General features: G+C 69.2%; 25 protein-coding genes and 6 pseudogenes. 16 read left to right on the forward strand and 15 right to left on the reverse strand.

What is annotated here, in order from left to right; all coding sequences use genetic code 11:
* The 4 genes and pseudogenes from ACWEN3_RS15440 to ACWEN3_RS15455 form a co-directional block, all read right to left on the reverse strand.
* Positions 1–341 (reverse strand): transposase (locus tag ACWEN3_RS15440; RefSeq protein ID WP_452970409.1); only part of this gene is annotated, 341 nt, incomplete at its 3' end.
* Positions 342–396: 55 nt separating this feature from the next.
* Positions 397–738: pseudogene (locus tag ACWEN3_RS15445) on the reverse strand (transposase); the annotation flags it as partial.
* 164 nt (positions 739–902) lie between these two features.
* Positions 903–1598 carry a hypothetical protein gene (locus tag ACWEN3_RS15450; protein WP_452970411.1) on the reverse strand — a complete coding sequence of 232 codons (696 nt, stop codon included), beginning with the start codon at positions 1596–1598 and terminating at the stop codon, positions 903–905.
* A 300-nt stretch (positions 1599–1898) separates the two neighbouring features.
* Positions 1899–3503, reverse strand: a complete 1605-nt coding sequence (locus ACWEN3_RS15455; RefSeq protein WP_452970414.1) for a phospholipase D family protein — start codon at positions 3501–3503, stop codon at positions 1899–1901.
* 869 nt (positions 3504–4372) lie between these two features.
* Between ACWEN3_RS15455 and ACWEN3_RS15460 the strand changes: the two genes are divergently transcribed.
* Entirely contained in the window at positions 4373–4678 is a 306-nt protein-coding gene (locus tag ACWEN3_RS15460) for a putative quinol monooxygenase (protein WP_452970417.1), read from the forward strand.
* Positions 4679–4964: 286 nt separating this feature from the next.
* Here the strand turns inward: ACWEN3_RS15460 and ACWEN3_RS15465 are convergent, their stop codons facing one another.
* Entirely contained in the window at positions 4965–5144 is a 180-nt protein-coding gene (locus ACWEN3_RS15465; RefSeq protein WP_452970419.1) for a hypothetical protein, read from the reverse strand.
* Positions 5145–5479: 335 nt separating this feature from the next.
* Between ACWEN3_RS15465 and ACWEN3_RS15470 the strand changes: the two genes are divergently transcribed.
* A complete protein-coding gene (locus ACWEN3_RS15470; protein WP_452970422.1) occupies positions 5480–6673 on the forward strand; it encodes an alcohol dehydrogenase catalytic domain-containing protein in 1194 nt (397 codons plus the stop codon).
* A 257-nt stretch (positions 6674–6930) separates the two neighbouring features.
* On the opposite strand, the gene ACWEN3_RS15475 is transcribed toward ACWEN3_RS15470, so the two are convergent.
* Together ACWEN3_RS15475 and ACWEN3_RS15480 are read right to left on the reverse strand one after the other, a co-directional pair.
* Positions 6931–7269, reverse strand: coding sequence for a DUF6415 family natural product biosynthesis protein (locus ACWEN3_RS15475; protein ID WP_452970424.1), 339 nt, complete (start codon positions 7267–7269; stop codon positions 6931–6933).
* 241 nt (positions 7270–7510) lie between these two features.
* Positions 7511–8158: a PAS domain S-box protein gene (locus tag ACWEN3_RS15480; protein WP_452970465.1), complete on the reverse strand. Its 648-nt coding sequence runs from the start codon at positions 8156–8158 to the stop codon at positions 7511–7513.
* On the opposite strand from ACWEN3_RS15480, the gene ACWEN3_RS15485 reads away from it, so the two are divergent.
* On the forward strand, positions 8092–8277 hold the full coding sequence (locus ACWEN3_RS15485) for a hypothetical protein (protein WP_452970427.1): 186 nt from the start codon (positions 8092–8094) through the stop codon (positions 8275–8277). The genes ACWEN3_RS15480 and ACWEN3_RS15485 overlap by 67 nt on opposite strands.
* A gap of 34 nt (positions 8278–8311) precedes the next feature.
* On the opposite strand, the gene ACWEN3_RS15490 is transcribed toward ACWEN3_RS15485, so the two are convergent.
* Entirely contained in the window at positions 8312–8593 is a 282-nt protein-coding gene (locus ACWEN3_RS15490) for an ATP-binding protein (protein ID WP_452970429.1), read from the reverse strand.
* A gap of 578 nt (positions 8594–9171) precedes the next feature.
* Between ACWEN3_RS15490 and ACWEN3_RS15495 the strand changes: the two genes are divergently transcribed.
* The 4 genes and pseudogenes from ACWEN3_RS15495 to ACWEN3_RS15510 form a co-directional block, all read left to right on the forward strand.
* On the forward strand, positions 9172–10302 hold the full coding sequence (locus tag ACWEN3_RS15495; protein WP_452970468.1) for a hypothetical protein: 1131 nt from the start codon (positions 9172–9174) through the stop codon (positions 10300–10302).
* A gap of 752 nt (positions 10303–11054) precedes the next feature.
* A complete protein-coding gene (locus tag ACWEN3_RS15500) occupies positions 11055–11621 on the forward strand; it encodes a type 1 glutamine amidotransferase domain-containing protein (RefSeq protein ID WP_452970432.1) in 567 nt (188 codons plus the stop codon).
* 238 nt (positions 11622–11859) lie between these two features.
* On the forward strand, positions 11860–12072 hold the full coding sequence (locus tag ACWEN3_RS15505; protein WP_452970434.1) for a hypothetical protein: 213 nt from the start codon (positions 11860–11862) through the stop codon (positions 12070–12072).
* Between the two features lie 144 nt (positions 12073–12216).
* Positions 12217–12516: pseudogene (locus tag ACWEN3_RS15510) on the forward strand (alcohol dehydrogenase catalytic domain-containing protein); the annotation flags it as partial.
* 41 nt (positions 12517–12557) lie between these two features.
* On the opposite strand, the pseudogene ACWEN3_RS15515 reads toward ACWEN3_RS15510, so the two are convergent.
* Both ACWEN3_RS15515 and ACWEN3_RS15520 read right to left on the reverse strand, forming a co-directional pair.
* Positions 12558–12716, reverse strand: a pseudogene (locus tag ACWEN3_RS15515) (aldo/keto reductase); the annotation flags it as partial.
* Positions 12717–12889: 173 nt separating this feature from the next.
* Positions 12890–13279, reverse strand: a pseudogene (locus ACWEN3_RS15520) (DUF4240 domain-containing protein); the annotation flags it as partial.
* A 6-nt stretch (positions 13280–13285) separates the two neighbouring features.
* On the opposite strand from ACWEN3_RS15520, the gene ACWEN3_RS15525 reads away from it, so the two are divergent.
* Together ACWEN3_RS15525 and ACWEN3_RS15530 are read left to right on the forward strand one after the other, a co-directional pair.
* Positions 13286–13738, forward strand: a complete 453-nt coding sequence (locus ACWEN3_RS15525) for a hypothetical protein (protein ID WP_452970437.1) — start codon at positions 13286–13288, stop codon at positions 13736–13738.
* 289 nt (positions 13739–14027) lie between these two features.
* Positions 14028–14180, forward strand: a pseudogene (locus ACWEN3_RS15530) (maleylpyruvate isomerase family mycothiol-dependent enzyme); the annotation flags it as partial.
* Between the two features lie 61 nt (positions 14181–14241).
* Here the strand turns inward: ACWEN3_RS15530 and ACWEN3_RS15535 are convergent.
* Positions 14242–14778: a hypothetical protein gene (locus tag ACWEN3_RS15535; RefSeq protein WP_452970439.1), complete on the reverse strand. Its 537-nt coding sequence runs from the start codon at positions 14776–14778 to the stop codon at positions 14242–14244.
* Positions 14779–14931: 153 nt separating this feature from the next.
* Here ACWEN3_RS15535 and ACWEN3_RS15540 point away from each other — a divergent pair, with 153 nt between their 5' ends.
* Both ACWEN3_RS15540 and ACWEN3_RS15545 read left to right on the forward strand, forming a co-directional pair.
* Entirely contained in the window at positions 14932–15183 is a 252-nt protein-coding gene (locus ACWEN3_RS15540; RefSeq protein ID WP_452970471.1) for an 8-oxoguanine DNA glycosylase OGG fold protein, read from the forward strand.
* Positions 15069–15566, forward strand: coding sequence for an 8-oxoguanine DNA glycosylase OGG fold protein (locus tag ACWEN3_RS15545; protein WP_452970442.1), 498 nt, complete (start codon positions 15069–15071; stop codon positions 15564–15566). The genes ACWEN3_RS15540 and ACWEN3_RS15545 overlap by 115 nt, the downstream gene beginning before the upstream one ends.
* 193 nt (positions 15567–15759) lie before the next feature.
* On the opposite strand, the gene ACWEN3_RS15550 is transcribed toward ACWEN3_RS15545, so the two are convergent.
* On the reverse strand, positions 15760–16245 hold the full coding sequence (locus tag ACWEN3_RS15550; protein WP_452970444.1) for a DUF427 domain-containing protein: 486 nt from the start codon (positions 16243–16245) through the stop codon (positions 15760–15762).
* Between the two features lie 296 nt (positions 16246–16541).
* On the opposite strand from ACWEN3_RS15550, the gene ACWEN3_RS15555 reads away from it, so the two are divergent.
* Positions 16542–16817, forward strand: a complete 276-nt coding sequence (locus ACWEN3_RS15555) for a hypothetical protein (protein WP_452970447.1) — start codon at positions 16542–16544, stop codon at positions 16815–16817.
* Positions 16817–17215, forward strand: coding sequence for a hypothetical protein (locus ACWEN3_RS15560; RefSeq protein ID WP_452970450.1), 399 nt, complete (start codon positions 16817–16819; stop codon positions 17213–17215). Before ACWEN3_RS15555 ends, ACWEN3_RS15560 begins: the two co-directional genes overlap by 1 nt.
* A 335-nt stretch (positions 17216–17550) precedes the next feature.
* Here ACWEN3_RS15560 and ACWEN3_RS15565 read toward each other — a convergent pair whose 3' ends face one another.
* Complete coding sequence (locus ACWEN3_RS15565) at positions 17551–18201, reverse strand: hypothetical protein (protein ID WP_452970453.1); 651 nt, start codon at positions 18199–18201, stop codon at positions 17551–17553.
* 86 nt (positions 18202–18287) lie between these two features.
* Here ACWEN3_RS15565 and ACWEN3_RS15570 point away from each other — a divergent pair, with 86 nt between their 5' ends.
* A complete protein-coding gene (locus ACWEN3_RS15570) occupies positions 18288–18887 on the forward strand; it encodes a GNAT family N-acetyltransferase (RefSeq protein ID WP_452970456.1) in 600 nt (199 codons plus the stop codon).
* Here ACWEN3_RS15570 and ACWEN3_RS15575 read toward each other — a convergent pair.
* Positions 18884–19000 (reverse strand): annotated as a pseudogene (locus ACWEN3_RS15575) (pyridoxine 5'-phosphate oxidase C-terminal domain-containing protein); the annotation flags it as partial. The gene ACWEN3_RS15570 and the pseudogene ACWEN3_RS15575 sit on opposite strands and share 4 nt — an antisense overlap.
* 596 nt (positions 19001–19596) lie before the next feature.
* On the opposite strand from ACWEN3_RS15575, the gene ACWEN3_RS15580 reads away from it, so the two are divergent.
* Positions 19597–20004, forward strand: coding sequence for an STAS domain-containing protein (locus ACWEN3_RS15580; RefSeq protein WP_452970458.1), 408 nt, complete (start codon positions 19597–19599; stop codon positions 20002–20004).
* 24 nt (positions 20005–20028) lie between these two features.
* Here ACWEN3_RS15580 and ACWEN3_RS15585 read toward each other — a convergent pair.
* A protein-coding gene (locus tag ACWEN3_RS15585) for an IS5 family transposase (RefSeq protein WP_452970460.1) occupies positions 20029–20861 on the reverse strand; the annotation gives its coding sequence in 2 pieces (ribosomal slippage) (positions 20029–20501 and positions 20501–20861; 834 coding nt in all).
* 95 nt (positions 20862–20956) lie between these two features.
* Between ACWEN3_RS15585 and ACWEN3_RS15590 the strand changes: the two genes are divergently transcribed.
* Positions 20957–22306 carry an IS701 family transposase gene (locus tag ACWEN3_RS15590; protein ID WP_452970463.1) on the forward strand — a complete coding sequence of 450 codons (1350 nt, stop codon included), beginning with the start codon at positions 20957–20959 and terminating at the stop codon, positions 22304–22306.
* The last annotated feature ends 252 nt before the right edge of the window (positions 22307–22558 follow it).

Consider the following 22558-nt stretch of genomic DNA (forward strand, 5'->3'; position numbering starts at 1 on the left):
GTCGCCGCGAGGTCGGCGGGCGTGCCCAGCCGGGCGCCTTTGAGGCGGGGGCGGCCGCGTCTGCCGGTCGGCGGCGGCGCGAGGTCGAACAGGACGGCGTTGGCCGGCAGCCGGGTGGTGACGGTGATCGCCTCGGGCAGGTGGCGCAAGGCTTTGCTGTGATACGCGGCGTCAGCCACGACATGTAGTCGCCGGTCCAGGCACACGGCCAGCAACCGGACCATCGACGCAGCGAGTTCGACCTTCGACGGCCCGGCCTTCGGCCGCCACAGCCGGGCTGCCACAGGCAGGCACACCGGCCGGGTGAGGAACGGCAGCTCCACGACGATCCCGATCACCACGAAGCACGTCCCCCGCCCGACCGGCTTGGCACCGGCCGCCGCGCTGCCACGCGGCGCCGAACACCTTCTTCCCGCGCCGCTTGAACAGCGTGTCGTCCACCGCGACCGTCACCGCCGCGCCGTGTGGCAGCAACGTCCTTACGATCAGGTGCGCCAGCGCGAGCCCCAGGATCTCGACGTTCCAGCTCGCCCGGGAGAAGAAGGAGTGGGCCCCCTCGTGCGGCCAGGCGCGGGCCAGACCCGCCCCCGTCAGCATCCCAGTCACCGTGCCGGCCCCGGTCTGCGCGACCAACCCAGTCACCATCGCGGTGAAGGTCTCGAAGCTCGGCGCGGTGAACACACGCAGCGTCTCCAACACGGCCAGCAAGGACGCCGGTACCGGCGGACTCGCAAGCATCGGCGGATCCCCTCCCGGCGTGGTCGCCACACCGCCGATGCTGGCGCCGTCCGGCCTGCGGACAGCCCGAACCAGCCGGCCCGTCACCCGCCGGGGTGATCGTCTGCCGGCTCACGCACCCCGGACGGTTACCCGCGCGCCCGGAAGGGCCGACGCCGCCGCGGCTACTCGGGGAAGGCGAGGGTGTAGTGGAAGCCGTCGTCGCCGACGGCGTGCCGCAAGGTCCGCATGATCGCCTCGGGATCGTCGTAGGGCCCGTTGACGTAGAACGGCTTGCCATCACGACCGAAGCGGATCGGGCTGGGGCCGGCTGGCTCACCGAGCACAACGGCGGCGGCATCGAAGTCCGCCTCGGGAGCGAACCCGAGCTCGCGGGCGTAGTCGGCGGCGCCGAACACCAGGGCACGGACAAGCTCGGCGGGAACCTGCACATGCCCCTCGAAGGCACTGAAGTAGACGTGCCGGTGCGCAGCCAGCTGACTTGGAGCCATCGGCTCCGGAGGCAGCGCGTTCTTCACCCCGAGGCACCACACATCCAGCAGGAACCCGGCAACCTGGGCCTTCGCGGAGCGCGCGCTGTCCGCGGCGACGAGCACGGCGACAAGGCCGCGTACCTCCTCGGCGTCGGAAGCCCCCGGGTCAAGGCTTGTCCACTGCGGCGCACCCTCAAGATCCACACTGCGGCTCCAGCCGGCGTTCACCCAGCAACGCGGCTCGCCGCGGCCCGACACCGAGACCTGCACAGCGCCGTTGAGCACCCCGACGACATCCCTGACACTCACCCCCAGCGTTCTGGCGATCGCCTTCGCTGACCGACCCTGCTGGTCCAGTTGCCGTACCTGTTCTACAAGCTCATCCACAGCCTCACCCTATGGCCGCCGCCAAGACCACAGGACCCAAATACCAGCAGCTACAACCGCCAGAGTGACCCTGCGAAAACGGCGAAACTCGAGTGTTTGCTGCACGGGCGACGCCCGAAGACGCCCTCGAATGCCTGCGCAGCCGGAACGCCGTAGCCGGCGAAATGCCAGCGGACCGCTGCACCTGCGGAGGACCATCATCTGCCACGGCTGCCAGTTGGACAGTCGCCATTCCCCCGCCAGGGGTTCTGGACTGGGGTATGCCTGGCTTATCCTGCCTGGTCCACCTCCGAAAGACTGTCAGTAGGCACCCTGCCGACGCAGGGAGCGCGGTCGGCCGTCGGGATCGGCGACGACCCGGTAGAGCGGGTCGGTCAGGGCCCGTGTGATGCGGGACAGATGCGGCGGGTGATAGGTGCGCAGCCGTCCCGACGGTCGTGGACCGTGACGGCCGCCGTCGTGCCACGCGTCCAGAGCGGCGGCCGAGTCGGCGTAGGCCGCAAAGGCGCGGCCCGGGTCGCAGAGTGCAGCCGCTTCCCCGTCCCCGTCACGGTCAAGGTGTTCGAGATTCAACGACAACCGCAGCTCGCGCGCGAAGACGCGGGCGCCGTCACCCAGACCGCCGGGGTCCATCGGTTCACGGGGGTCACGGGTCTCGTCGAGGACAGCGCAGCTGAGCTCCGAATCGTGGGTCCAGGAGCGCCGGTTGACGTTGTCGGAACCGACCGAGGCCCAGACATCGTCGATGACACAGACCTTGGCATGGACGTACACGGGCGTCCCGGCGTGATTCTCCAGGCTGTAGACGGCCACCCGGTCACCGCCGCCCCGTCGCAGGACTTCCAGGGCGCGGATCCGGCCCAGCAGATTCATCGGTGTGCTGATCCGCCCTTCTTGGTCCGGCAGTGGCGGCAGGACGGCGATCATCCGCAGGCCCGGATGATCTGCGAGAGCCTGAGCGAACGGCTGGACGGCACTCTCTGACCACAAGTACTGGTCCTCTAGGTAGATCAGCCGGCGTGCCCGCCGCAGGGACTTCATGTAGGCGCGGGCGATGCTGCGTTCACCGTCGGGAGCGAACGGATAGCCCCTGAGGCGGTTCGGGTAGGTGCGCAGGATCTGGACCGTGTGGGAACCGCGGGGGCCCGGGTCGGGTTGCTGTACCGGGAGCGGATCCGCCTGGGTGTCCTCGCCCCGGAGTGCCGCCCGCAACCGGCTGCGCGGGCTTCGACTGAGCGGAGCCGGGTCCGTCCACCGCTCACGGAACGTGGCCTCGACATCGCCCACGGCGGGACCGCGCACCGCCAGCTGGACGTCATGCCAGGGCGGACGGGAACCGTAGGCATCGGCGATGCGTTGCGCCTGCGGGTCACCTTGATGGACGGCGTCGTCCCGACGGCTGTGGCACAGATCGATCCCGCCGACGAAGGCGACGTCCCGCTCGGGCCGACCCGGGTGGCGCAGCACCACGAACTTTTGATGGTGCGAGCCACCCGGCCGCACCCGCATGTCGAGCAGGCACTCCCCTCCCGCCTCCTCGATCTCCTCCCCCAGGTGATAGTTCTCCTGTTCGCTGAACTGGAACCGATCCAGGTGCGAGCGCCACACCAGCCCCTTCACGACGACACCCCGGCGTGCGGCGTCGCACAACACGTCGCCGATAGCGCTGTTCGGACCATCCAGCAGCTCGTCAGGGTCACCCCGCCAGTCCGTGAACATCAATATGTCGCCGGCCCGCTGCGCCCGCACGGCCGCGAGCAGCTCGGCGAAGTACACCGCCCCGTGTACCAGGGGGCGGACGTCGTTGCCCGTGGACCACGCCGCACCGTCAGCATGACGGCGGTCCACCCGCGACGCGGGATTCCCCCGCTGAGCGGGGGTGAGCAGCCAGTCGGCGCGTTCCACGTGGCAGCCCTTCCAGCCGACGGCCCTTCCGGGATCTCCTGGTAGATCCGTTACCCCCTGAGCGCGTGACCACGCGATTCCTACTCCGCCAGTCCCACGGAGACCTGCCAATCCCCTCGAATCGTGGAGACCTTCCTATGCAGCCAGCCCCTCACCGAGGCTGGCCCAGTAGTCGTGTTCGTAGTCGATCGGGCTCTGAACCGCCGATGCCCTCAAGAAGTACGACGGCACGGTCGACGTCACCATCGAAGCCCGCGAGCGGTCTCGTCCGGCGACGCGGCGGCCGGCCGACGGGTTCCAACAGCGGGCTCGACGACGCGGCGAGGAGGGTGAAGCGCGCGGGCGTCGCGGCTTCGGCCGGCACCCCGCAGGACTGCTGCCCGGGCGATAAGGATCGCGGCAACGACCGCTGCGGCCGTCAACAGGGTCGCCGCGTGCTGATCTGACATCTGTACGAGCCTCCCGCGAACTGGGAGAGAAGGGGCCAGACACTACAAGGCGGCCGCCCGGCCAACGCGCGGCCGCTGAACCTCGAGGCGCCTCAATAGAGCTGGCGGTGCGCCGGTTGGGGCTGAGGTCGGGTCTGTGGTCGCACCGGTGGAGGCAGTGGTGGGGGCCATAGCTCCCACGTTGATAACAAAGACTTTTTCGGCTGCCGGAGCTCCGTGCGTCTGTGGGTGCCGCCTGAGCCGTACGTCCGGCCCGCACGTTGCGGGTGCTGCGGCGCGGTGAGGGTGATTCGACCTGTCAGCGGGAGGCAAATATGCGCAAAGGCATAGTAGTACACCTACAATAGGCCCGTTCTATGCAAACCGGTCACGGCAGTGCCCGGGCGCTACGGGCGGCCGAGCACCGAAAGGAGTCCCCTCATGGCAGACGTCAAGGTCGGGCTGTACGTATACATCGAGGCCAAGCCCGGCAAGGAGGAAGAGGTCGCCGACTTTCTCCGCAAGGGCCTTGACCTCGTGCAGGAGGAGCCCGACACCGTCGCCTGGTTCGCCGTGCGCCTGAGCGCGACCGCCTTCGCGATCTTCGACGCCTTCCCCACCGACTCCGCACGTCAGACCCACCTCAACGGCCGACTGGGCAAGGCCCTGATGGAACGAGCCAGCGATCTGTTCTCCCAGCCGCCTTCCATCGAGCGACTCGACGTTCTCGCCCACAAACTTCCCTGAAGACCGGACGCGGCTGGTCGGCCCGGCGTGGCCGCCTCCGCCCCCGATGCTCGCACTCTCTGACCACTCTCGGTACCTGCCGCGCGATGTTGACGGGCAGGGTGAATCTGGTGCTTCGCACGGGCGGGTCCTTCACCCACGTCGTGTACGTCCACAAGCGATGCGGTCCCTCCGAAGTCGTGCGTATGGGGCACGACTTCGCCCCGGCCGCGCCTGTCTAGGGCTAGGGCACGCTGACGCCCTCAGCAGGGCGCTGGGGGCATCAGCGGAACCGTGGCTTCGATAATCAGTGGACGTCCGCTGACTCCGTGGCCTCGGTGCAGAACCGCACCTGGTCATGGAGCAGCGGCATACCGAGGAGTGCGGGCGTCTCCAGTTCATAGTCGTCGTTGAAGGACTCCTTCTCGCGGAGCGCCATTTCGAAGGAGAGGTGGGCGGCGCTTGGGTCTCCGGAGAAAGCGCGCACGCGCTCGATCTTCCATGTCCCTGAGATTGTGCTCGCGAGCGCCCATCACCCGGACGTCGGCCTGGACGGGTGAGGGCTCCTGGGGAGCGGGCGCTGCTGCGTCGATCATGCCTCAAAGCTAACAACGCGCGGACCTGCGCAGATAGAGATGACGTGCTTGGCCGGGAGCGTGGCGCGCAGCGTTAGTGCGTTGGCACGCAGGGCATAGAGGGTGTGGCGCTGACGTGCATACGTTGGGTGCAGCCCTACGTTGAGAGTGACCGAGGTCACAAAGCCACCCAAATGACCTCGACACTCCGGCGGGCGAGTCCCCCGGATCAGCAGAGGAGCTCGTCATGGCAAGCAGCAACCGCGCCGTCACCTTCCAGAACCCGAAGGAAATGCGCGTTGAGTCTCTCGACTTCCCGAAGCTTGAGATGCCGAACGGGAAGAAGGCCCCGCACGGAGTCATCCTCAGGATCGTCGCCACCAACATCTGCGGTAGCGACCTGCACATCTACCGCGGGTCCTTCCCGGTGCCCCAGGGCATGGTGATGGGGCACGAGATGACCGGGGAGGTCATCGAGGTCGGCCCCGACGTCGAGTTCCTCAGTGAGGGCGACCTCGTCTCCGTCCCGTTCAACGTCGCCTGCGGCCGATGCCGCAACTGCAGGGCGCGCCGGACCGACGTCTGCGAGAACACGAACCCCAAGGTGTCCTGCGGAGCGTACGGCTTCAACCTGGGCGACTGGACCGGCGGCCAGGCCGAGTACCTGTTCGTCCCGTACGCCGACTTCCAGCTCCTGCGCTTCCCGGACAGGGACCAGGCCATGGCGAAGATCCGTGACCTGGCGCTACTCTCGGACATCCTGCCCACCGCGTTCCACGGTCTCATGGAGGCCGGTGCCAAGCCGGGCTCGAGCGTGTACATCGCCGGCGCCGGCCCGGTCGGCCGCTGCGGCGCAGCAGCGGCGCGCCTCCTCGGGGCGTCCTGCATCATCGTCGGCGACTACAACAAGGACCGCCTGGAGCTGGTGAAGAAGAACGGCTGCGAGACGATCGACCTGAGCCAGGACGCAGCGCTCACCGACCAGATCGAGGCCATCCTGGGCGAACCCATGGTCGACTGCGCAGTCGACTACGTCGGCACCGAGGCACATGGCATCGGCCGCGAGGCCGAGGACATGGACCCGGCCTACGCGATCAATCAGGTGATCGACGCCACCCGCGCGGGCGGAGCCACCGGCGTCATCGGCGTCTACGGCCCCGACCCGCTCGCGAAGTCGAAGGCCGAGCAAGAGGGAACGTACCCGATCGACTTCGGCAAGGCCTGGATCAAGTCGCCGCGGATCACCGCCGGGCAGGCCCCGATCATGCACTACAACCGCGAGCTGATGATGGCGATCCTGTGGGACCGCATGCCCTACTTGAGCGCCATGCTCAACACGAAGGTGATCAGCCTCGACGACGCCCCCGAGGCCTACGCGACCTTCGACACGGGAGTGGCCGAGAAGTTCATCATCAACCCCCACGGCCTCATTCCCGCCTGAGGCCCGCCCTCCCCGGCCCGCTGTCCGCCTTCGGGGAGGCTGCGGGCCGGACCCCTGCCTTGCCGACGCATCGGTCGGCGAAAGGCCCGGGAAGATCCCTGCGGCGTACGCTGGGACAGGACGCCGTGAGCCTCGGGCAGGGCGCGGAGCAGTCAAGAGGAGAGCATGGCCATGGCTCAGGACGGGTTGGCGCTGCCGCGCCTGACGTCCTTCTCCACCCGTCACGCCCCGCGGGGCGACGAGGTCGACTACTGGCGTCACGGGCGGGCGCTCGTCAGTGACGGCGCACTGTGTTGGCGCAGGCCTTGTGCGACGCGGCCGGACCAGGTGGCGCCGCCGGACGGGCTGACCTGGCCGTACGGCTCCCACGGATCGCCGCCCTCGATCGGCTTGTCACAGACCAGGCACATCCGCACCCCCGAGAGGGTGTCGTAGTGGTCGCACAGGGACACCACGGACCGGGCCAGCCGCTTCACCCGCGCCACCTCACCGAACAGGCCGGCGGCCTCGATCTCGACGAGACGGCGGCGGGCTTTGCGGACTCCGGCCCGGGCCACCTTCGCGGGTCCGTCGTCCTTCGGTAGGGCCGCGGCCATCGCTTCGGTGGGCGGATTCGGTCGGCGACCTGCCGGTCCAGTGCATAGTCGGCCCGCTGGACAACCTGCCGATCCGGCCGACCGCACGCGCCGCCCGCTGCGCGACGCGGTCCGGCTCGCTCAAGGCGGCCCACTACGTCGCCCGGGGAACTCCGCTTTCGTGGCGTTCCTGTCCGGTGAGGCGGGCGACGAACACGCTGCGGCCGTCGGTTGCCTCTTGTGTCTGGATGCACAGGCTGATCTAGACCAGTCTGCCGTCGTGGTGGAGGGCCGGCATGGTCACCGGGCAGCCGAGGATGTGCGGCTCTCCGGTGAGCAGCAGGGACGTGAAGGCGGCGATGTGGCGTTCGCGCAGGTGTTCCGGGATGATCGCGGTGATCCGTTGTCCGATGAGGTCGCCCGGTTGCCAGCCCAGGAGTTCTGCTGCTGCCGCGTTCGCGGCGATGATCCTGTTGCCGTCGTCGGCCGCGATGGTCGGGGTGCTGCTGGCCTGCAGACGACCGGGGTCCCAGGAAGCCAGCTCGGGGGTGTGGTGCTGGGCTCGCGGGGGGCCGCGGTCCAGGCGGTCGGGTCTTGTCCGGCGAGCTGGCCGGTTATCTGGCCGAGGAGCCAGCGGGTGGCGGCGCGGATCTGCGGCAGAGCCGGCCGGGTCAACAGCCGTCCCTGGCTGGCCGCTTCGTTGGCTGCGTCGAGCATCCGGTCCAGGGTGAGTACGGCTTCCTGTGCGTCGGCGGGCATCTGCACGTGTACTGTGCGCAGGTCCCCGCGGATATGAGGCTCGGACACGGGGGCCAGACGTGCACTGACGAGGTGGTTGGTGTCGTGCGCGGTCAGCAAGTCTTCCAGCGGGAGAGAAGGCAGGTCGCCCGCAGACGCCGCCAGCAGGGATTCACGCAGCAGTGCTTCGCGGTGCTGCTGGGCCGCCGCGTGCAGCGCTCCGGGCAGATCAACCAGCTCCACGGTCACCGTCGCGCCAAGGGGCGCGGCAGGACGCGGTTCGGTTTCTGATCGCTGACGTGGACGTGCACCCTTCCGTCCGAAGTCAGGCCCGCACTTCCACCTCAGTGTGCGCGTGCATCACCGCGTTGGTCACCAATTCGCTGACCAGCAGCTGCGCAGTGTCCACCACGTCCGAGGCCACGCCGTCCAGTACGTTGCCCAGGAACCGTCGGGCCACTGCGGCGCTCTGCGGCCGCGGTGGCAACCGGCGCACCTGCTGGACCAGGCGTAGCCATACCACCAGTCTGCCCCCCGGCCCTCGCGCGCGCCCGCTCTGCACGACCTGATGACCTGCACGACGACCGGCGCCTTCCCACCAGTGCATGCCTTACCACCCCTGGCATTCAACCCTTCAGGGCGACCAGAGCGGCACAGGGCGCGGCAGCCAGGCGGGGCTGTGACGAACGGTTCTTGCCGGTTCGTGCGACAGCCGGTTCGCAGGAGCAGCATGGAGGGGCGGTCCCTCGTGTGTCCGCGGTGGTGCTGGACAGCAGTGTGCGGATCGTGTTCTGGAGTCCGCAGGCCGGGGATGCGTTCGGCTACACCACCGAGGAGGCGCTGGGCGTGGCGGAATCGGCCTGGAGGAACCGGCCGGTCATCACTGAATGGCCCTACACACGGCCAGACGATGCACCCACCGGACCGGTTCTGACTCGCCGGTGCCAGTCACCCGGCCGAGCAACCAGGGCGTTCACGCCGACGGCCGGCACTCGGCTGTCGGGGTGGGAAGCGGCTTTGAGCTTCCAACCGCTGCCGCTGCAGCCATCGCGCCAAGCAGCGCTCTGCGGAGACGGTCACCGACCTCACTCTGATGGGCGGGCAGCAGCCATGCCGGGTCCGGAGGCCAGCGGCCCTCTTGCAGGACCCGAAGAAGAGGGGGCAGCCGATGAGAGAGGTCCGGTGATGCAGGTGTCGTCTCAGAGCGTTACGGTCGTAACTCTCCTGGCGGATCCGGACGCGCCGACGCAGATCGCGCGGCGCATGGCCCGGACACTTCCCGCTCGGCTCGCCGAAAAGTCGGGTCAGGGGCGCCGGTTCGACGTCGAGGTGGTCAGTGAGCCCTTCACCGCAGGGACCGAGGACCCGCCCACCTTGATACGCCGGATCATGGACCGCAAAAGTGGGGAGAACTGGGACATCGTCGTCGCCCTCACCGACCTGCCGCTGCACTCCCACGGGCACAAGCTCGTGGTGGATCTGAGCCACGAACACGGCTTGGCGCTGCTGTCCCTTCCTCCGCTGGGGGGCCTGCGTCTTCAGACAAGAGCGCGGCGGGCCGTGGAAGAAGCCGTGCTCAGCCTGGCGGGTCCGCGAGCCGCCGAGGCTGAGGGAGCTCCGCGGAATCAGCCGCTGGGACGCTTCGTCAGTCGTCTCGCGCCTGTTCACCGGGCCCAGGTCGGTGAGGAGGAGACCGCTGATCTCCGGTACGTCGTCAGCGGGCCGCGCGGTTACCTGAGGGTGCTCAGCGGTATGGTCCGCGCCAACCGGCCATGGCGCTTGATCCCGGGTCTGTCGAAAGCCCTGGCGGCCGCACTCGCCACGGGAGCCATCGCCACCGTGAACTCCACCATCTGGAACCTGGCCACGTCCCTGAGCACTCTGCGCCTCGTGATCGCCACGGTCGGATCTGTCACGCTCATGATCGGCTGGCTGATCGTGGACTCGCACCTGTGGCATCGACCAACAGACCCCTCCCCGGAGGAGAAGAAGAGGACGAGCCTCTACAACGCCTCGACGGTCATGACCGTGGGTATCGGGGTAATCGTCTGCTACGGAGGCTTGATCGTCATCAACTTGGTGTCGGCGCTGTTCATCCTCAACGACCGGGTGTTCGCTTCCATGACACGATCCCCGCTGCACGCCACGGTGTACTGGACATTGTCCTGGTTCATCACTTCGATCGCCACCGTGGGCGGGGCGCTGGGATCCGGCTTCGAGAGTGGGGAGGCGATCCGGGCAGCCGCCTTCTCCAAGCGCGAACAGGAACGTCGCGACACGCTCCACGACGACCACGGTGACCAGCGCTCGAAGTGAACCGATACCGGTGTAAATGGTTCCCGGGTGCGCGTGCCGGCATCGCCGCTCACCGCTGGCCGGCGTGCCGGTGGTACGGGCTGCACCCGGCGGTCGTTCAGACCAGCCCACGCCCGTTGAACTAGGCAGTTTCGCTTGAATGACCTGATCGATCGGTGCGTGGTTGTTTCGCGTCGGAGGCCGACGGGGACCCGCACGGTACGCCGCCGGAGCGCCGAAGCTCCGCCTGGCGGGCCGGCGGCGGAACCACCGTTCCATCTGATCCGGGTGAGCGGCCCGCAGGGGCGTGCCGGAGCCACGGACCTCGTCTAGCAGCTTCCGAGAGTCGGGCTTTTTGCGCCGTCTCATCATCGCCGTGCCGCGGTCATACCGCGCCACGGAGGGAAGTCATCCGGAAAGCAGCGGTATATGAAGGACCGCGAACGGTCACGGCGAAGGACGTACCGGACGCGGACCAAGGTCGCCCTGCATCCCAACGGACACGGCAACGGCCACAAACAGTAAGGACCCTCTGGGCCGCCGTCCGCCTGCTCCCCCGGACATCGCCGGCCGACGAACGGCGTCCGGCCCGGTAGGGCGGACGGCGGACCCGCTTGACGCGCGCGTACTCGGCAGGCCGGATCTGCACCCGCTTCTGAAGTCAAGCCATGGATTCGCTGGTGATGACATCCGTCAAGCCCATGGCGCGCGTCACGTCCACGCTGCGACCGGGCGGCAGCCCGCACCAGCCTCTTACTGAAGGGATGAGTACGATGGCACACGAACTCCGCGGTCGGAAGGTCGCGATCCTGGCGGCCGACGGCGTCGAGCGCGTCGAGCTCGAGCAGCCGCGTGGCGCCCTGCACGGCGCCGGGGCAGAGACAGAGGTCCTCTCCATCCATCCCGGCGAAATCCAGGCCCGCCAGTGGGACCTAAACTCCGCAGGGACCTTCCCCGTCGACCGGCTCGTCTCGGACGCCTCCGCCGACGACTACGACGCCCTGCTGCTGCCCGGCGGCACCATGAACCCCGACCAGCTCCGTGTCAACAAGGACGCCGTCGGCTTCGTCAAGGCCTTCGTGAACTCGGGGAAGCCCGTGGCCACGCTCTGCCACGGCCCGTGGACCCTGGTGGAGGCCGATGTCGTGCGCGGACGCCGCCTCACCTCGTGGCCGAGCATCCGCACGGATCTGCGTAATGCAGGAGCCGAGGTCGTCGACGAGGAGGTTGTCATCGACGGCCAGTTCACCTCGAGCCGGTCGCCCGCGGACCTGCCGGCCTTCTGCGCCGCCATCGTCGAGCAGTTCGCCCATGCCGGCCGCCCGGTCTCCGGTGCCTAGCTAGGCAGCGAGAGCTGCCCACAAGCGCCCGCAGGACATTCCGCGGACCCACGCGGCTACGGGGCTGGGACATCGCCGTTCAGAAAGGAGCGAAGTCGTGAGAAGCTCACAGCAGGCGGCGCGGTCTCCACCGTGGTCGGCATGGGAACCGAGCCCCTGGGCGCCGCAGTCTCAGTGGCCCGCCGCCCCGGCGGAGCCACCCGATCGGGAGCTCCCACGCTGGGGAGACCGAGCCGCGGTGGCAGTGACGACAGTATGCGCGTCTGCCGAGGAGGTGGCGTCCGGCGGGAAGCTGCCGGAGCCGCTCGCCCGACTCGGCGACGCGATCGCCACCGAGCTGCGCCCCGCTCCCGGGGAACGCGGGACGGAACTGGCCTGCCGGCTGCACGACAAGGAGCATGCCGGGCCGCGCGGCACCGCCGAGCCGGTGACCGGGCACGACCCGGTCTGAGCTGCGGACCGCGCTGCGGCAGGCCAAGGCGCTGGTCGAGACGGGGGAGATCCTCCTCCCAGACCGGCCGTCGACCAACCGGCCCACGGTCACCGGGCGCCCGCTGGACAAGATGATCGAAAAGGCCCAAGGGGAGGGACGGCTGTGAAGGCACTGACCTGGCAGGGCACCAACGACCTGCGCGTCGAGCAGACACCCGACCCCGCGATCCGCAACGACCAGGTCGCGATCGTCAAGGTGTCGCAGACCGTGACCTGCGGCTCAGACCTGCATCTGCTAGGCGGGTCCATGCCGTTCATGCGGGCCGGTGACATCCTCGGCCACGAATTCGTCGGCGAGGTCGTCGAGACCGGACCGCAGGTGAAGCGGCACAAGGCGGGCGATCGCGTGGTGGTCTACTCCTTCATCTCCTGCGGCCGCTGCTGGTACTGCAGGCAGACACCTCACGGCTCCGGGCGGAGCCGGTCGGGCGCGCTGCAGGGGGGTCACAGCATCTCCAGCGGCCGTTTGCTCTCCGGCGGCGGGAACGCCCGGTCCAGGGTCGCGAGGTCCTCGGCGGTCAGGTCCACCTCCAGAGCCGCTCTGTTCTCCTCGACGTGCGCGCTGGAGGACGCCTTCGGGATCGCGATGACGTCCTCGTGCTGATCGGGAACCTGGAACTCAGCTGCGGCAGCCTACGCGACGCCTCGACCTCATCTCGCACGTCCCAGCGCTTCCCGAGCGGGTCTCGAAGCACTTCGTCGTCACTCTGGAGAGCGTCCACGGCCTCATAGAAGGTGGCGAACTCATCCGACACCTGGGTCGCCTGTTCGTAGGCCTCGGCCGCGACATAGTCCAGTTCCTCCCACTCCGGCCAGTGATCACCCCACTCACCTCGTGGTCGGTCGGCCAGGCGCCTTACTTCAGGGGCTTCGGCCAGAGTGTCGGGATCCTGGACAGCGCGCTCGAACGTGGCCTGGCCCAGACCGACTGCCCACAGGCGGAAGTAGCAGAAGCCGTCATCCGAGCACCAGCCGCCGAAGATCCTTTCGGCGGCAGCCCAAAGATCCCAGGTGAACGCCTGCTCGCACAGACGGTCAAGGCAAGCCTGGAACCCCACGATCTCCTTCACGGGCCTTCGCGCGAGCTCGTCCTTCAACCACGCCAGCCGCTCAGCCACTGGTCGCAATACCCGTTGCCGGCACTCAGCTCGGCAGGCTGCCACCATTCTGAGATGGCCCACGACATCGTGTTCTTCCTCGCTCCGGACGACGAGAGTGCCGCTGCGACGCGCCGACAGGGACCTGGTCCGGCGTTTGAGTCTGTGACCTGCCGTTTCATAGAGCCGGACAGTGCCATCGCGGAGTGGGACATGTACTTCGAGGAGCCCGCGGCCGAGCTCCCGCCGATCGAGCAGCTCCTTGCATGGCCGTGGCCGGAGTGGGTCACCGCCCCCTTGAACGATGGTGTTGAGGTGTTCGCTCTGCCGCCGCGGTTGATCCGGGCATTGGCCGACGCCACCTCCGTTGAGCTGGAGGAGCTGGCAGATCGCTGGACCGCGAGGCTCAGGTCCGCCGACGGGGAGGAAATGACCGACGATGATCTGCTGGCGGTCCTGCAGGCAGTGTCCCGACTTGCGGCGTCTGCGGTGACCACGGGCGGCGGCCTCTACAGCTGGAGCTTCTGACCGTCCGGTGAACCTCTTCTTGGGCGGCGGCGTCGCCGTTTCTGGCGGGGCGAGCCAGGAAAATGACACGGCGCTGGGAATCCAGCACATGACATGGCGTGGGAAGTCCAAGAACCGTCGAGGTCAGAGGTGCGGCAGATGACACGGGTCGCGGGAACCTACACCTCTTTTCGGCGCTGGCCCACACCGGCCGGGGCGATGAAGCTGCCGCAGGTGCCGCTTGCGTCCGTTGCCGGCTGAGTTGTGGTCCGGCCTGTCGGGGCCTGCCATCGAGTGTGGAGCGGTTACGGACTGCACCATCCTCATCGAGCCGGTCACGTTTCTCCTGATGGCGCTCGGGCGCCGGGGCCAGTGGGGTCCCCTCGCTCAGAGCCGCATCCTGGTCCGGGGGCGCAAGCCCTGGCTCGCTCCGCGTTTCCCGGCTCTGTTCAAGGCGCCCTGAGCGCGACGGGCCGCGGCGGCCCGACGGTGGCCGGCTGCCTGTGGTCGTACGGGCTCGGTGGTCACCCGGGTTCGGGGGCGGTGGCGGCCGGGGCGGCGCCGAGGAGGCCGAGGAGGGTCTCGCGGTGGAGGTCCGCGATCGGGCCGAGGAAGTCCGGGTGGCGCAGCAGGGGGGCCGCGCGGTGGTCGCGCGGGCTGGGGATGGTCAGCCGGCGCGCGTCGCCCACGCTGTCGGGGCCGTGGTGGGTGGCGGCCAGGCAGGCGGCGGCCAGGGCGGCGAGGTCGGCGTCGGCCAGCAGGCAGGCCGCCCAGCTGACGACGGTCTCGTCGACCTGGGTGCGCCAGGCGTGGGTGGCGTCCGTCAGTGGGGGTGCGTCGGCGCCGGTGACGAAGTCCAGCCGGCCGGAGCCGCCGGGGCCGAGCAGGTCCAGCAGTTCGGCGTCCAGCGCGGTGGGGTAGCGCAGGGCGGCGGCGATGGTGGCCGCGTGTCCTGCCTGGGCTTCGGCCAGGGCCTGGTTCAGCGGGCCGGTGGCCGGGGGGAAGGCCGCCAGCAGCCAGCGTGCGGAGGCGGCGATGACGGGCGAGAGCGCGGTGGGCATGGTGGACCGTCCTGTGCGTATGCCCGCCTGTCCTGGGTGTTCCGGTGTGGGTGATCCGGTCGCGGGCACTGCGCGCCCGGGCGGGGGTGTGCGGGGCGGACAACGGTACGGCGGCCTCCCCCGGGGGCGACAGGAGCTGCGTCACAGCCGGGGATCACCCCCTGGCCTTCGGCACTGGCTCCCCACTCCTTCACCGGGGACGCCCGGGTCAGCCGGGCGCAGGTGACGTCGATGGTCGCCAACACGCTGGCGCGCGAGACGCTCCGAGAGGCATTGGTCGCCACCTACGTGTGGGGGAAGGGAAAGAGCGGCTCCCCGGCGGCAGCGGACCAACCACCCTCCACAAGATCCTGGCCGCCGAGGACCTCCTGGACGAGGCCCTGGACGATGCGGTCACCGTGTTGAGCAGGCACGGCGCAGTAGCGTCCTACGAGGGGCTCCGCGGCCGGATTCCCGGGTTCGGACCGTCCTTCTTCACCAAGTTCCTCTACTTCGCAGGCAAGACGGTCAAGCCGGCGAACGGCCCCGAGCCGCTCATACTCGACCGTGTCCTGGCCCGGCGGCTGCGCTCCCTGGCCCAGGAGGTCGGCCGGGAGACGGGCCATGACCCCGACGGCGCGGTCGCCGCCTGGGTCTGGAGAGACCAGGACTGGTCGCCCCACCGCTACAAGATCTACCTGTCCTTCATGCACGCCGCCGCCCACCAGGCGGCAGCGACAGACGGCTGGCCCTCCGATGCCTCCCCCGACCTGCTCGAATACGCATTGTTCAGCGGCACATGGACATAAGCTCACTGCCACCGCGGCCGGAAGCGCCTGCGCAGCGCGGTGAGCAGGCGCGCCGCCGAAGTGGGGGGCGAGGGCGGAGAACACCCGCCGGCCGCCTTCGTCGACGCAGGGAGCGGGGACGGGCCGGGGCGGCTGCCGCACAAGTGGCATGGTCTTGCGGTGGCATGTGCTCCAAGACCATCTCCTGGTCCGGTCACCAGCCGTGGGTTTTGACTCCTCCCTTGAAAGGGCCGCTGACCTCGGGAGTGATCCAGCCTCCGTAGAAGTCGCCTTCCTGTGGCTGCACCGTGCAGCCGTCGACGGTGCAGCGGTCTACCCTCCCGGCATAGAAGGCGACGTGGTCTGCGAGTTCGGTGTAGGGCGGCCGCGGGTCGGGGTAGCTCCACGCAGCGAGGGTGCGGATGTCGGATCCCACCAGGACGTCCCAGTAGTCAGAGATGCCCTTCCACTCGCACCAGGTGTGGCGGGAGGCAGACCGCAGCAGGTCCATGCGGACATCGGCCGGGGGCACGTAGAACACCGGCGGGTGGCTGGTCTCCATGATCTTCCAAGCGCCGGTCGTACGGGCGAGAACCTCGCCGGCGCACTCGACGACGATCCGCCGCGGGTCGCGGCGCAGAGCGGGCGGACGCGGGTAGTCCCACACCGACTCCATCGGCATGGTCTCGTGTGATGGCATGGAGGCACCTCTCCACGTTGCGCAGTTCGTACACTCGCCCTTCGGCTCAGACGTCTGCCGCGGATGCGGTCTCCACGAACTCGCGCAACGCCTCTCGTCGCCCCTTCGCTCACCGGATCGGGCCGCGTCGATCCGGTGAGCAGGTCTCCACCGGCCGAGCGCCGCCCTCACCCCGACACTGCCCGTGCCCACATCGCCTCGCATCCCGGCCCTGGGGGTGCGCGGGCGCGCCTACCGCGGACCTGCGGCCGCTCGGATCCTCTACTTTCGGTAGAGGGGGGCGGTAGTGTGGGGGTATGGCAGCAGACGAGACGAGCATCAAGGTGAGCACGGCCGCGCGGGACCGGCTCGCCCAGCTTGCGGCCGAGCACGGCACCACCATCCGCAGCCTGGTCGAGGACCTCGCGCAGGGCACCCCGACGCAGGCCGAGTACGCCGAGCGTGCCGAGCTGGCCCGTGCCGAGCTCGCCTCCGCCCTCGGCAGCGCGCCGAGCCCGGAGGCCGAGGCGAAGGCCCGGGCACTGCTGGAGCGTCTGGGCGGTGCCGCGCACGGTCCGCGGGCGGCCGCGTAGTGGCGGGGATCGCAGTCGTCCTGGACCACACGACCGCAGGAGCGTTGTACGACCCGAAGGACCCGTTCAACGAGGCGGTCGCCGCGTTCTACGTCCAGGCCTCCGGCGGACTCGGTGACCTGTATGCGCCGGTGCTCTCCCTGACGGCCGGCGACACCGAACAGCCCGGCCTGCTCGGCTACATCAAGGGGCTGCGGTTCATCCGGATCGAGGCGTTCGACACCGACGCCGCGGTCACCGCCACCGAACTGCTGCGCTTCGGGCACTCCTGGGCCGCCGTCCACGCCATCCACGCCGCCCACCCCTCCCCCGCCCACCCCACCGGGCGGTACCTGCTCACCCTGACCCCCAAGGCATACGCGGGCACCGGCGTCCAAGCCGTCCACCCCGACCAGTAACCGCCAGCCGCCCCGGCCGCAGAAGACGGCCATGCGCTGCACCGGCCCTCCCCTGGGGAGACGGGATCGCGCACCCGGTCGGGAGCGTGTCCTGGGGTTCATGTCCGTGGGCTGCCAGCGGCCGGGGGCGGGTGCGGCGGCCATCGGGCTTCCGGGCCGATCTGGTGGGTGACGGCGTCGGCCGCTCTGCCTGGAGGCAGTGCGGATGCCGGACACGGACATGCCGCTGGCTCAGCGAGAGGTCCTCGGCTGTCTCGCGGGCAACGACCTCACGCGGAGCGCGCCCGACGCGGACGGCCACACGCCACAGAGGGCGACCGCAAGGCCGGGGACTTCTAGGTGCGGCTGGGGCCCTGGCCAGGCGACTGCTGCAGTGCGGCAGCCTGCTCCTGGTCGTGTGCGTGCCGCCGTGCGGTGTCATGGTGAGCCGGTGCGGCTATCGGTTCCCGTGCCTCTGTCGGCAGGCGGCCAGCGAGCCGGCGGCGCGCGGCGGCGGCCGCTTCCTGTTTGCGCGCCAAGACCTGGGCCTGCATGCGGTCTGCCTGCTCCTGCACTTGTTGGAGAAGGCCAGGGTCAGGGTCTTCGAGCGCGGCGATCAGTTCCTCTGCGGTGTTCTGCGTTGCCGGTGAGTTGAGGTCGCGGATGAGCTTCCGTTTCCGGGCAAGGACCCGCTGCACCTCGCCTTCGGTGCGCTCGTCGTCCCAGGGTGCCGGCCTTGCCGCCGGACGGAAATCCGGTGTCCCGGCCGCCGGTCCGACCGGGACCATGTCGGTATGGATCCCGCTGCCTGGCACCTCACCCACGACCTCGACGACTTCTTCACCCGTGCCACCGGCTTCCTGCGCTCCCGGCCGGCCCTGCACACGGTCCCGCTGACCGTGACGGACATGCTGCGCCGGCAGGGCCTGCACGTCTACGGCGATGGGGCCCCGCTCTTCGGCACGCTCGAGGACGCCCGGGGCCGCGTACGGGCGGTCCTGTTCCACACCCCGCCGCAGGCCCTCAACCTCACCCCGCTCGCCGCCGGGGACGCCGTGGCCCTGGCTGGCCGCCTGGCCGCCTGGGGCACCCGGTGTCCCACATCAGCGCCGACCGGAACACGGCCGAGGCCTTCGCTGAGGCGTGGCGGCGGCGCACCGAGGCGACGGCCGACCTCGACGAACGCCAGCGCCTGTACCGGCTGGCCGAGTTGGCCGTACCCGAGCCGCCGCCGGCCGGCCGCGCACGGGTCGCCGGGGCCGGTGACCGGGAGCTGCTGATGCGCTGGCACGGCGAGTTCGTCGTGGCGGCGGGCCTGCGCGTGGGCAGGGACCCGGGCGAGTGGGCCGACGCCCGCCTCGCCTACGGCGGCATCACTCTCTGGGAGACCCCCGACGGCACCCCCGTCTCCATGGCGGGCGCGACCGCGGAGACCGCTGGCCAGGTGCGCGTGACCCCCGTCTACACCCCGGCGCACCTGCGGGGCCGCGGTTACGCGGGCGCGGTGACGGCCGAGGTGAGCCGTGCCGCCTTAGAGCGGGGCGCGGCGGAGGTGCTCCTCTTCACGGACCTGGCGAATCCGACGAGCAACGCGCTGTACCAACGGATCGGCTACCGGGGGTCGCGGACTTCGCGGTGTACGCCTTCGAGGGCTGAGGGACACGGCTCCCGCCCTCACGGCCGCAGCAGTTAGGACTGCCACCCCCACCCCGTCTTGCGGTACTCCAGGCGTACGTGGCGGCGCTCGGAGTCACCCTGGAAGAAATCGACCGTCTCGGGGCGGACCCAGTACAGGGTCCAGGTGGGCCGGGCCTAGCCGCGCAACCCGGGGCCGGTCTACAGGCGGGCGCTAATGGCGCACTAGGAGCGAACGCACTGCGTCCATCTTCCGTACGCGATGCGTACGGAAGAACAGGGGGCCGAGGAAAGGCGAACGCGCGGCCGGTGGTCGAGCGGAACGCACCCATATCGCTACTCTTCGCCTACCAACGGGGTGGATGACCTTCGAGGAGGCAACCGGTATCACGTCGGGCACGTCGCCACGGCGGTGGAGGCCGAACCGGGCAGCACTACAGCGCCACCCCGAATCTGAGGTCGTACAGCCAGCCACCCGCAGGCCCTGTGACCACCACCCGCGCGACGGAACAGTCGAGGTGCAGAAGGCGGTGCGGGATATCCCAAAGCCGCGACGCAAGAAGCCGAAGGCGGGGCCGAAGCCGCTGCCCAAATGCCCCCGCTGAAGCAGCTTCCTCACAGCCAGACTGAGGAGACGAAGCCCCGCGCGGACAGCCTGGAACGGCGTGGGCCTTCAGTTGCCCGACGGAAACCGCGTCCAGCGCGGATGAACGTCACAGGACGGGGTAGGCGGGCTGCTGCCGTGTAAACCCGTCCGAGGAGAACTTGTGAGCGAACCAGCAGGTCTGGGTGTTGAGGTGACCGTGATCAGCTCCGACGCTGCGGTCGTCACCGTCTGCGGAGAGCTCGACACTGACACCGGCCTCGCCCTTCAGCACCAGTTGGCCGGTCAGGTGGTGCACGGACGACGTCACCTGGTGCTGGACCTGGCGGACGTGCCGTTCATGGACTCCTCCGGGCTGCGTGTCATCGTACGGACCGTCAACGAAATGCGGAACATCGACGGATCCGTGTCCCTGGCCGCGCCCAGCCAAGTGGTGCGACGTGTGCTCGACCTGACCGGGGTCGGCATGACCTGCCGGATATTCGACAGCGCGGACGCAGCCTGTGAAGCCCTCCTGGGCCGGAAGGACGAGGTGTCGGACCGCACGGCCTACGACACGGTGGATCGATAGCGAATCCACCACGACTAAGAACTCCTATCGGAATGACCTCAGGCGTCGCCAGCAGATGAGTGCGCATCCGAGAGTGAGGAAGGCTTCGTGGATGTCGTCGCGTATCTCCCAGCGGATGCGCAGACGACGGAACCAGTGCAGGTGGGCGAACGCACGCTCCACGACCCAGCGTTGGGTGCCCAGGCCGGAGCCGTGCTCGGTGCCGCGACGGGCGATCAGCGGTTTCACGCCGAGGTCCCAGACCAGTCGGCGGTACTTGTCGTGGTCGTAGCCACGATCGCCCAGCACCACGTCCGGACGGCGCCGGGGCCGGCCGCGCTTGCCTCGCACCGGCGGCACTGCCTGAAGCAGCGGGATGAGCTGAGTGACGTCGTTGCGGTTGCCGCCGGTCAGGGTGACAGCGAGCGGTATGCCGGTGGCGTCGGTGATCAGGTGGTGTTTGCTGCCGGTTCTGCCCCGGTCAACAGGGCTTCGTCCAGTCTTGGATCCCCTTTTAACGCCCGGATGTGGGAGCCGTCGACCGCAGCCCGGGAGAAGTCCAGGGCGTTCGCGCCGCGGAGCTTGGCCAGGAGGACCTCGTGGAGCCGGGGCCACACACCGGCCTCGGTCCACTCGGCCAGGCGGCGCCAGCACGTCATGCCCGACCCGAAGCCGAGCTCCTGCGGCAGGTGCTCCCAGGAGATCCCGGTGTACAGCACGAAGAGGATGCCCTGGAACACCAGCCGGTCCGGATGCCGCTTGCGCCCGGGATGTCGAACCCGGCGTTCGACCTTGGGCAACAGCGGCTCGATCACCGCCCACAACTCGTCATCAATATCCCACGGCTTCGGCCGAGCCACCCAGCACCCCCAGATCATCAGTCACGGCAGTTGTAGTTCCGGCGCCGGTGCTGGTCAGCGGCTTGCGGGGCCCAGCGTGGGCATGGGTACGGCCACCGTGATCATGAACGCTTGTGACGACGTATCAAAACCAGGTGGCCGCGGAGGCCACCATAGCCGGGGCCGCGTGGGGCAGGCTGTTCGGGGCGGCGGTGGATGCGATCGCGGGCTGCTTCGCCCGGCGTGAGACCCGTGCCACGGCGGCGGAGATGGTCGCCGGGCTGCTGGCGGAAGTGGACACGCGCAACTGCTGGACGCTGGCTGAGGCCCTCGGGCATCCAGGCCCGCACCGGCTGCAGCACCTGCTGTCACGGGCGAGGTTCGACCATGGCCGGGCCCGGGAAGAGATCGCCCGTCTGATCGTGCGTGAACTCGCGGGTCAGGACGTAGTACTGGTCGCGGACGAGACCGGGGACGCGAAGTCCTCGACCGACTGCGTCGGCGCCGGCCGCCAGTACTCCGGCGCGCTCAAAGGTGTCGGAATGTGCCAGGTCGCCGTGCACCTGGCCGCGGTCACCGCGTCGGTGCGGGTGGTGATCGACCGGGTGTTGTATCTCCCGAAGGACTGGGCCGCGGACGAGGAACGCCGCGAAGTGGTCGGCGTCCCGGAGGAGATCACGTTCGCGACGAAGCTGCAGCAGACCGCCGCCATGGTCGAGAACGCACTTGAGCTGGGTGTCCAGGCGCGCTGGTTCGCCGGCGACGAGGTGTACTCCGGCCGCGAACTGCGCAAGGATCTGCGGGAGCTCGGTCTCGGCTACGCGGTCGGCGTGTCTCACTCGTACACGGTCACGGATGGAGCAGGCCGCAGGTGGAAGGCCCGTCAGATGATCAACAAAGTACTGCCGCACCAGTGGATGCGCATGCGGACGGGACACGGAACGAAGGGCACCCGCGAGTACGACTGGGCCTGGCTCGATGTCCGCGCGGACGACACCCCCAACGGACACGGAGATGACGGCACCAGCGTCCTGGTCGCCCGCCGACACCGGTACACCGGCGAGATCTCCTTCTTCCGCTGCTGGTCGCCCGCACCTGTCACCCTCGCCCAGCTGGTGGAAGTGATCTGCCGACGGTGGCGGATCGAAGAGACTTTCCAACTCGGCAAGACCTTCACCGGCCTGGACGAAGGGCAGGTGACCTGCTGGAACTCCTGGATGCGCTGGTCGCTGTTCTCTCTTGTCGCATCCGCCGTCCTCGCCCTGACCGCCGCCGCCGCCACGACCATGACCGGCCCTGCCGGACCTGCCCGTCTCGTCCCGTTGACCTGCCCCGAACTCGTCCGACTCCTTCGGGCGTTCGTCCTCACACCACCAGTCCGGGACGCGGAACACACCCTGCGCTGGATGGCCTGGCGCCGCCACCATCAAGCCGTCGCAGGAGCCTGCCACCAGCGCCGACACGCTCTTCAGGACCAGCCATGACCAGAACTACAGCTGCCGTGTCAGTCCAGGAGTGATCCAACCACCTTGAAGATCATTTCGTTAGGAGTTCTAAGGGCCCGTAAAGAATCAACACGGTGGTTTCGTCTCTGTCGTGAGGGCGATGCCGTGTGCGGTTGCGTAGACGTGGAGGCCGGCAAGGGTGGTCAGGTGTGTCGCCGCGGGACCGGGGGTGTGTCCGTGCTGGTCCATGAGCTGTCTGATCTCGCCGGTGGCCTCGCGGATGGTGTCCTT

This window comes from Streptomyces sp. NPDC004561 (genome assembly GCF_053602155.1).